This window comes from Actinomadura sp. NPDC049753 (assembly GCF_040674655.1).
GTDB lineage: Bacteria > Actinomycetota > Actinomycetes > Streptosporangiales > Streptosporangiaceae > Spirillospora > Spirillospora verrucosospora.
The window spans coordinates 1-7,807 of sequence record NZ_JBFARL010000289.1; the positions used below are offsets into that span (position 1 = coordinate 1).

General features: G+C 74.3%; 11 protein-coding genes. 7 read left to right on the forward strand and 4 right to left on the reverse strand.

Annotation, left to right across the window (positions count from 1 at the left end; all coding sequences use genetic code 11):
- On the forward strand, nt 1-1,000 hold a 1,000-nt coding region (locus AB0K37_RS38615), incomplete at its 5' end, for an MFS transporter (RefSeq protein WP_363990205.1).
- An 18-nt stretch (nt 1,001-1,018) separates the two neighbouring features.
- Here the strand turns inward: AB0K37_RS38615 and AB0K37_RS38620 are convergent.
- Nucleotides 1,019-1,237: an EF-hand domain-containing protein gene (locus tag AB0K37_RS38620; protein WP_363990208.1), complete on the reverse strand. Its 219-nt coding sequence runs from the start codon at nt 1,235-1,237 to the stop codon at nt 1,019-1,021.
- 114 nt (nt 1,238-1,351) lie between these two features.
- Here AB0K37_RS38620 and AB0K37_RS38625 point away from each other — a divergent pair, with 114 nt between their 5' ends.
- Nucleotides 1,352-2,167: a glycerophosphodiester phosphodiesterase gene (locus tag AB0K37_RS38625; RefSeq protein WP_363990211.1), complete on the forward strand. Its 816-nt coding sequence runs from the start codon at nt 1,352-1,354 to the stop codon at nt 2,165-2,167.
- A 7-nt stretch (nt 2,168-2,174) separates the two neighbouring features.
- Here AB0K37_RS38625 and AB0K37_RS38630 read toward each other — a convergent pair whose 3' ends face one another.
- Nucleotides 2,175-2,774, reverse strand: coding sequence for an HAD family phosphatase (locus AB0K37_RS38630; protein ID WP_363990214.1), 600 nt, complete (start codon nt 2,772-2,774; stop codon nt 2,175-2,177).
- 56 nt (nt 2,775-2,830) lie between these two features.
- Between AB0K37_RS38630 and AB0K37_RS38635 the strand changes: the two genes are divergently transcribed.
- Both AB0K37_RS38635 and AB0K37_RS38640 read left to right on the forward strand, forming a co-directional pair.
- Entirely contained in the window at nt 2,831-3,589 is a 759-nt protein-coding gene (locus AB0K37_RS38635; RefSeq protein ID WP_363990217.1) for a DeoR/GlpR family DNA-binding transcription regulator, read from the forward strand.
- Nucleotides 3,586-4,794, forward strand: coding sequence for an MFS transporter (locus tag AB0K37_RS38640; RefSeq protein WP_363990220.1), 1,209 nt, complete (start codon nt 3,586-3,588; stop codon nt 4,792-4,794). The genes AB0K37_RS38635 and AB0K37_RS38640 overlap by 4 nt, the downstream gene beginning before the upstream one ends.
- Here AB0K37_RS38640 and AB0K37_RS38645 read toward each other — a convergent pair.
- Complete coding sequence (locus AB0K37_RS38645) at nt 4,784-5,062, reverse strand: type II toxin-antitoxin system Phd/YefM family antitoxin (RefSeq protein ID WP_363990222.1); 279 nt, start codon at nt 5,060-5,062, stop codon at nt 4,784-4,786. The two genes, AB0K37_RS38640 and AB0K37_RS38645, sit on opposite strands and share 11 nt — an antisense overlap.
- A gap of 202 nt (nt 5,063-5,264) precedes the next feature.
- Between AB0K37_RS38645 and AB0K37_RS38650 the strand changes: the two genes are divergently transcribed.
- The 3 genes from AB0K37_RS38650 (at nt 5,265) to AB0K37_RS38660 (ending at nt 6,915) form a co-directional block, all read left to right on the forward strand.
- Nucleotides 5,265-5,828: an ATP-dependent Clp protease proteolytic subunit gene (locus AB0K37_RS38650; protein ID WP_363990231.1), complete on the forward strand. Its 564-nt coding sequence runs from the start codon at nt 5,265-5,267 to the stop codon at nt 5,826-5,828.
- Nucleotides 5,825-6,430: an ATP-dependent Clp protease proteolytic subunit gene (locus AB0K37_RS38655; protein WP_363990225.1), complete on the forward strand. Its 606-nt coding sequence runs from the start codon at nt 5,825-5,827 to the stop codon at nt 6,428-6,430. Before AB0K37_RS38650 ends, AB0K37_RS38655 begins: the two co-directional genes overlap by 4 nt.
- Nucleotides 6,431-6,570: 140 nt before the next feature.
- A complete protein-coding gene (locus AB0K37_RS38660) occupies nt 6,571-6,915 on the forward strand; it encodes an RNA polymerase-binding protein RbpA (RefSeq protein ID WP_345187085.1) in 345 nt (114 codons plus the stop codon).
- A gap of 112 nt (nt 6,916-7,027) precedes the next feature.
- On the opposite strand, the gene AB0K37_RS38665 is transcribed toward AB0K37_RS38660, so the two are convergent.
- Nucleotides 7,028-7,693, reverse strand: coding sequence for a response regulator transcription factor (locus AB0K37_RS38665; RefSeq protein WP_363990228.1), 666 nt, complete (start codon nt 7,691-7,693; stop codon nt 7,028-7,030).
- Nucleotides 7,694-7,807: the final 114 nt, after the last annotated feature.

Genomic DNA, 7,807 nt, shown 5'->3' on the forward strand with positions numbered 1-7,807 from the left:
GCTCGCCTGCCCGCTCGGCCTCGGCCTCGCCGCCGCGGGACTCTCCCCGTCCGTCGCCGTCCTCGCCGCGGCCGCGTTCGCCGCCGGGCTGTTCGTCGGCCCGACGCTGACCACCGCCTACCTGATCGCCGACGCCGACGCGCCGCCCGGCGCCCGGACGCGCGCCGTCGCCTGGGTCAACACCGCGCTGAACCTCGGCGCGGCCGGCGGCACCGCCGCCACGGGCGCGGCCCTGGACGCGCTGCCGCTCCCGGCCTGCTACGCCGTCGCCGCGGCCCCGGCCGTCCTCGTCCCCCTCGTCCTGCTCGCCTTGCCGAAACGGCAACGCAGTTCGCCTCCGGGCGGGGTCACCGCGCACGATCGAAGCATGGACGACACCACCACCCACCAGCAGTACTGGGACTCCCGCTACGGCGAACACCACCACATGTGGAGCGGCGAGCCCAACGCCGTCCTCGTGCAGGAGGCCGCCGACCTGGAGCCCGGAACCGCCCTGGACCTCGGATGCGGCGAGGGCGCCGACGCCGTCTGGCTCGCGCGCCGCGGCTGGCGCGTCACCGCCGTCGACATCTCCGGCGTGGCGCTCGAACGCGCCGCCGGCCACGCCGAGGAGGCCGGCGTCGCCGACCTCGTCGAGTGGCAGCGCCGCGACCTGGCCGTCTCGTTCCCCGAGGGGTCCTACGACCTGGTCTCGGCGCAGTTCCTGCACTCCCCCGCCGACATGCCGCGCGAGGAGGTCCTGCGGGCCGCCGCGGCCGCCGTCGCGCCCGGCGGGATCCTGCTCGTCGTCGGGCACGCCGGGCCCCCGCCGTGGGACCCGGACGCGCACCCGGGAGTGCACCTGCCCACGCCCGACGAGGTCTTCGAGTCGCTCGCCCTGCCGGAGGACGAGTGGGAGGTCCTGCGCAGCGACGAGCACGAACGGGTCCAGACCGCACCCGACGGACGCACCATGACCCGCACCGACAACGCCCTCAAGCTGCGGCGCCGGGCGCGGTGACCCGCGCGGCCGCCGCCGTCACCGGGAGGTCCGCTCCATCAGCGCGGTGAACTCCTCCAGGGAGATCTTGCCGTCCCGGTTGGCGTCGGCGGCCACGACCACCTCGACGGCGCGGGTCTCGGTGATGTCCTGCCCGAGCCGGGTCATCAGGTTCTTCAGCTCCGCCGTCGAGATGTAGCCGTCGCCGTCCACGTCCACCAGCTCGAAGGTCGCCCGGTAGTCGTTCACGTCCGCCATGCTCGTGCTCCCTCGCTGATCGATTGCGGCGCCGACGCTAGCAGTCCTGACACCGCCCCCGCCCTTTACGCAGTAAGGTCAAATCGGGCGGCGCGGTCGGCCATAATCGGACGGGTGCGGCGCTCGTACGAATTCCTCGACCATCGCGGCCCGATCCCCTTCGCCCACCGAGGCGGCGCGGCCGGACGCCCGGAGAACTCGATGGCCGCGTTCCAGCGCGCCACCGACCTCGGCTACCGCTATCTGGAGACCGACGCCCACGCCACCGCCGACGGCGTCGTGGTCGCCTTCCACGACCGCACCCTCGACCGGGTCACCGACCGCACCGGCGCCATCGCCCGGCTCCCCTACGCCGAGGTCGCCAAGGCCCGCATCGGCGGCACCGAGCCCATCCCCCGCCTCGAGGACGTCCTCGGCTCCTTCCCCGAGGCGCGCGTCAACATCGACCTGAAGGACGCCCCCGTCATCGGGCCGCTCGCCGAGACGCTGCGCCGCACCGGCGCGTGGAACCGCGTGTGCATCACGTCGTTCTCCACCCGCCGGCTGGCGCAGATGCGCGCGCGGCTCCCCATGTTCACCGACCGCGAGGTGTGCATGGCGCTCGGCCCCCGCGGCCTGATGGCGCTGCGCGCCAAGTCCATCGGGGGCCCCACCGCCAAGCTCGTCCGCCTCGCCGCCACCGGCGTCGCCTGCGCCCAGGTGCCCTACGGCCTCGGCCCCGTCCCCTTCGTCACCGAGGCGTTCATCGACCACGCCCACCGGCTCGGGCTGCAGGTCCACGCCTGGACGGTCAACGACGCCGCCACCATGAAGCGCCTCCTGGACCTCGGCATCGACGGCATCATGACCGACGAGCTGGTCACCCTCCGCGACGTGATGGCCTCGCGCGGCCTGTGGCCGCAGGAGACCCCGCCGCCCGCCCCGTCCTGACCCGCGCTCACCCGGCGACGCGGGCCAGGTCGGCGCGCAGCCGCGGAACGCCCGTGAAGTGCACGGCCCGGATCCCGAGCATCCTGGCCGCCCGCACGTTCTCCTCGCGGTCGTCCACGAACACCACCTCGCCCGGGGCCGCGCCGAGCCGGCCGGTCAGCTCGTGGAAGATCTCCGGCGCGGGCTTGGCCAGCCCCAGGTCGGCGCTGTAGAGCCGGTGCCGGAACAGCGACGCCCAGGGCCGCCCGTCCACCATGCGGGCCAGCTCGACGGGCGCGTTCGACAGCAGGGCGAGCGGCGTGCCGCGCCCGGCCAGCTCCCTCAGCAGCGCGACGGTGTCCTCGTTGACGTGCGCCCACGTGCGGACGTCCAGGGCCACCAGCACGTGGACCAGGTCGTCGTCCAGCGGCACGCCCAGCTCACCGCACACCTCCCGCCAGAACTCCTCGGCGGTCACGGCGCCCAGGTCGTAGGGCTGCCGGTGCGCCCAGTACACCGGCCAGAACCGCGCGGGCGGTGCCGCCACCGTCTCGGGCAGCAGCGCCCCGGCGCCCACGGGCGGGGACGCGCTGATCACACCGGCGTAGTCGAAGACGATCCATGGCATGGCGGCTCCTCAGGTCTCGATTGACTATCTAACACCGAACCTGATTGATTGAACACATGGAAAGTTCGAAACGGGTGGACATGCTCATCGAGCGGTTGCGAACCACCGAGCGCGTGAGCGTGACGGACCTGGCCGACGAGACCGGCGCGTCGGAGATGACCATCCGGCGCGACCTCGACGTGCTCGCCGAGCGGGGCGTGCTGCGCCGGGTGCGGGGCGGCGCGGTGAGCCTGCTGCTGCGCGGCGAGGCGATGCCCTTCGCCGTGCGCGAGCACGAGGCGGCCGAGACCAAGCGGCGGATCGCCGCCGAGGTCGACGCGCTCCTCGCCGACGGCGAGGCCGTCGTCCTGGACGCCGGGACCACCGCCCTGACCGTCGCCCGCACGATCGCCGGGCGGCGGCTCACCGTCGTCCCCCTGGACCTGCACGCCGCCAACGCCCTCAGCGGGGCCGCGCAGATCCGGCTGCTGGTCCCCGGCGGGCGGACCACGCCCGGGGCGCTGGCCTTCACCGGGCCGCTCGCCGAGGCGTCGCTCGCCGCGCTGCGCGTGGACACCGCCGTCCTCGGCGTGTGCGGGCTGTCGGCCGAGCACGGGCTGACGGCGCACGACCTGGACGAGGTCCCGGTCAAGCGCGCGGCGATCGCGGCGGCCCGCCGCACGGTCGCGGTGTGCGACGGCGCCAAGTTCGGCCGCAGCGGCCTCGGCCTCGTCTGCCCGGCCACCGCCCTCGACATGGTGATCACCGACCGGTCCGCCCCCGGCCCCGCCGTCGCACGGCTGCGGGACGCCGGCGTGGACGTCAGGCTCGTATGACCGGCGCCGCCGCCGGGACGGGCGGATCGCCGCGGGCGGCCCGGCTCGCCACCTTCGCCTACTTCACCCTGGCCGGTTTCCTGCTGGGAATGTGGATCGTCCATATCCCGCCCATCGAGCACCGGACGGGGATCGACCACGCGGTGCTCGGACGGGTCCTGCTGCTCCTCGGCGCGGGCGCGGTCGTCGGGATGCGGGTCGCGGGCCCCCTCACCGACCGCGCCGGCGCCCGCAGGGTGGTGCCGCTCAGCGCCGCGGCCGCCGGCGCCGCGGTGGTCCTGCCGGGCCTGGCGACCGGCGCCTGGACCCTCGGCGCGGCGCTGCTGCTCCTCGGCGCCGCCCACGGAGCGCTGGACGTCGCCATGAACGCCCACGCCGTCCAGGTCGAGCGCGGCTACGGAAGGCCCGTCATGGCCGCCTTCCACGCGGCCTTCTCCCTCGGGGGCGTCCTGGCCGCCCTGGCCGGAGCCCGGACGCTCACCTGGGGCTGGAGCCCGGCGGCGACCTTGGGCATGGTGGCGATCCTGAGCACGGCCGCGGGCGCGGCGGCCGCTCCCGCGCTGCTGCGGTCCGGTGGAACGCCGGACGCCGCCGCCCCGCCGGCGCGCCGCCGGACGCCCCGCCGGATCCGGGGGCTGGCCGTCCTCGCCTTCATGATCATGCTGTGCGAGGGGGTGGCCAACGACTGGAGCGTGCTCCACCTGCGCGATCTGGGCGCGTCGCCCGGCACCGCGGCGCTCGCGTTCGGGGCCTTCTCCGCCGCCATGACCGGCGGGCGCCTGCTGGCCGACCGGCTCGCCGCGCGCTTCGGCCCGGTGGCCGTCCTCCGCAACGGCACCGCCCTGGCCGCGGCCGGCCTGACGGTGGCGGCGCTGTCGCCCTGGGCGGCGCCGGCCCTCGCAGGCTGGGCCGTGCTCGGGGCGGGGCTGTCGGGGGCGGTCCCCCAGCTGTTCAGCGCGGCGGGCCACCACGACCGGGAGTCCTCGGGCGCCAACGTCTCCCGCGTGGCCGGGCTCGGCTACCTCGGGATGCTCGCGGGGCCGGCCGTCATCGGCCCGCTCACCCGCGTCGTGCCGCTCGGCCTCACACTGTTCCTGCCGGTGGCGCTGTGCGTCGTCGCGGCCGCGGCGGCGCGGCTCGTGCGCCCCGGGCCCGGCGCCGGCGCCGGTCTGCGCACCGGTCGCGAGACCGAGGTCAGCGCCTGAAGCCGGGCGGGCGGTACTCGGCCGCGATGCGCATCGGCGGCTGCGGCTGCCGCTCGGGGCGTTCGGCGGGCCGCGACGGCTGCCCCGGCGGGACGGTCCCGCCGACCTGCAGGTCGGCGCGCTGGGCGCGGACCGCCTCCAGGAGTTCCAGATCCTCTGGAGAGACCAGCGCGGCCATCACCCTGCCCCGCCGCGTGAGCTTGACGGGCTCGCCGGTGTAGGCGACCCGGTTCACCAGATCCGCGAACTGGGCGCGTGCTTCGGTCACCGGAACATCCACGTGATTCATCGTATAGCGAAACACCCCGCCCCCCTCTGGCCCTCCCGCTGGCACTGGAATACTGTCCGTACGTAGTGTACGAAACGTACAGATGATCAAGGAGGCTCGGATGGACGGCGCACCGTGGCGAGAGGACGGCCGACGGCCGGCGGAGACGTTCACCGGCAGGTCGTGGGCACGCGTGGACGAGATGACGCGACCGGCGGACGCGCAGCTGTTCGAGCGGCTGCTGGCGCGGCGGATCGTGTTCCTCGGCAGCGAGATCGACGACGGGGTCGCCAACCGGACCAACGCGCAACTGCTGCTGCTCGCGGCGCAGGACGCCCGGCGCGACATCACGATCTACATCAACTCCCCCGGCGGCGTCGTGGACGCCGGGATGGCGATCTACGACATGATGCAGTTCGTCCCGAACGACATATCCACGGTCGCGATGGGCATGGCCGCCTCCATGGGACAGACGCTGCTGTGCGCGGGGACCCGGGGCAAGCGGTACGCCCTGCGGCACGCGCGCGTGATGATGCACCAGCCGCACGGCGGCATCGGCGGCACGGCGTCCGACATCAGGATCCAGGCGGAGCAGTCGCTGTACCTCAAGCGGACCCTGGCGGAGCGGACGGCGTTCCACACCGGGCAGCCGCTGGAGCGGATCGAGGCCGACGGGGACCGCGACGCGTGGTTCACGGCCGAGCAGGCCCGCGACTACGGCTTCGTCGACCACGTCATCGACAGCACCGACCGGGTGGGCACATGACACGCGCGGAACGGCGCTCCCTCGTCCCCCAGTTCGAGGAGCGCACCGGCCAGGGCCGCAAGGAGACCGACCCCTACAGCAAGCTGTTCGAGGAGCGCATCGTGTTCCTCGGCACGCCGGTGGACGACACCAGCGCGGACGACGTCACGGCGCAGATGCTGACGCTGGAGGGCATGGATCCCGACCGGCCCATCGCCCTCTACATCAACTCGCCGGGCGGGTCGGTCACCGCGATGCTGGCGATCTGCGACACCATGCGCTACGTGCGGCCCGAGATCGAGACGACCTGCGTCGGGCAGGCCGGGTCGGCCGCGGCGATCCTGCTGGCGGCGGGCTCGCCGGGGCGCAGGCAGGCGCTGCCGGGCGCCCGGATCCTGCTGCACGAGCCGGCGATCGACGTGGCCCAGGGCGCCGCCACCGACCTGGAGATCCAGGCGCGGGAGGTGCTGCGGCTGCGCGAGCAGACCGAGGCGATCCTGGCCGAGGCCACCGGGCACGACCCCGCGACCGTCCGCCGCGACCTGGAGCGCGACCGCTACTTCACCGCCGCCGAGGCCAAGGACTACGGGCTCATCGACGCGGTGCTCACGTCCCGTCACTAGCGCGCCAGCCGCGTGTTCCCCGCCGGCGGCCGGGGACGACCGCAAACAGCAGGGTTGGATCACCCCGGGCGGGGGAATCTTGTCACGGTGTTCAGCGTTGGTCAGGGCAAGACCGCAAGCCGTCTGGGAGGCACGTGACGATGGCCGAGCGCGCACTTCGCGGCACCCGACTCGGAGCGACGAGCTACGAGAACGATCGCAACACCGATCTGGCCCCTCGCCAAGAGGTGGACTACACCTGCACCAAGGGCCACCGGTTCACCGTGACGCTCGCAGCCGAGGCCGAGGTGCCGATCACCTGGGAATGCCGCAGCTGCGGCGCCACGGCCCTGCGGGTCGACGGCGAGCTGCCCCAAGCCAAGAAGGGAAAGCCGCCGAGGACCCACTGGGACATGCTCATGGAGCGCCGCACGCTGGAAGACCTGGAGGAGGTCCTGGCCGAACGCCTGGAGATCCTGCGCGCGGGGCGCAGGAAGTCCGCGTGAGCGGCTGACAGATCTCGACGCGAGGGCCCGTACCGGCGGGGGTGCGGGCCTTCGCCATGCCCGGCGGCCTTCGCGCCGCCGGTCCTTCGCCCCGCCGGGCCCGGGGTACCCCTCACCGGCCCGAGCGTGGCAGCACCAGTCCGCTCTCGTAGGCGGCGACGACCGCCTGGACGCGGTCGCGCAGCCCGAGCTTGCGCAGGATCCGGCTGACGTGGGTCTTGACCGTCTCCTCCCCCACGACCAGCCGGCCGGCGATCTCGGCGTTGGACAGGCCCGCGGCGACCAGGCGCAGCACGTCGGTCTCGCGCGGCGTCAGCGCGTCCAGGGCGGGCCCCGTCGACGGCGGGCGCGGCCGCAGCCGCGCGAACTCCCCGATGAGGCGGCGGGTGACCGCCGGGGCCAGCAGCGCCTCCCCCGCGGCGACGACCCGGACGGCGTCGAACAGCCGCTCGGCCGTGACGTCCTTGAGCAGGAACCCGCTGGCGCCCGCGACGAGGGCGTCGTAGACGTGCTCGTCCAGGTCGAACGTGGTCAGCATCAGGACCCTCGGCGGGTCTGGCTCGGCGGTGACGCGGCGCGTGGCCTCGATGCCGTCCATGACCGGCATCCGCACGTCCATCAGCACGACGTCGGGACGGTGGTCGCGGCACACCCGGACCGCGGCGGCGCCGTCGCCCGCCGTCGCCACGACCTCCAGATCGGGCTGGGTGCCCAGCAGGGCCCCGAATCCGGCGCGGACGACCTCCTGGTCGTCGGCCACCGCGACGCGGACGCTCACGGCTCCTCCCCCAGCGGCAGTGTCGCCTCCACCAGGAGCGGATCCGATAGTCTTACAGACAGATTTGTTCTGTCGAGGTGGGGGCGGGATGGGGCCACTCCAGCCGGGGGATCC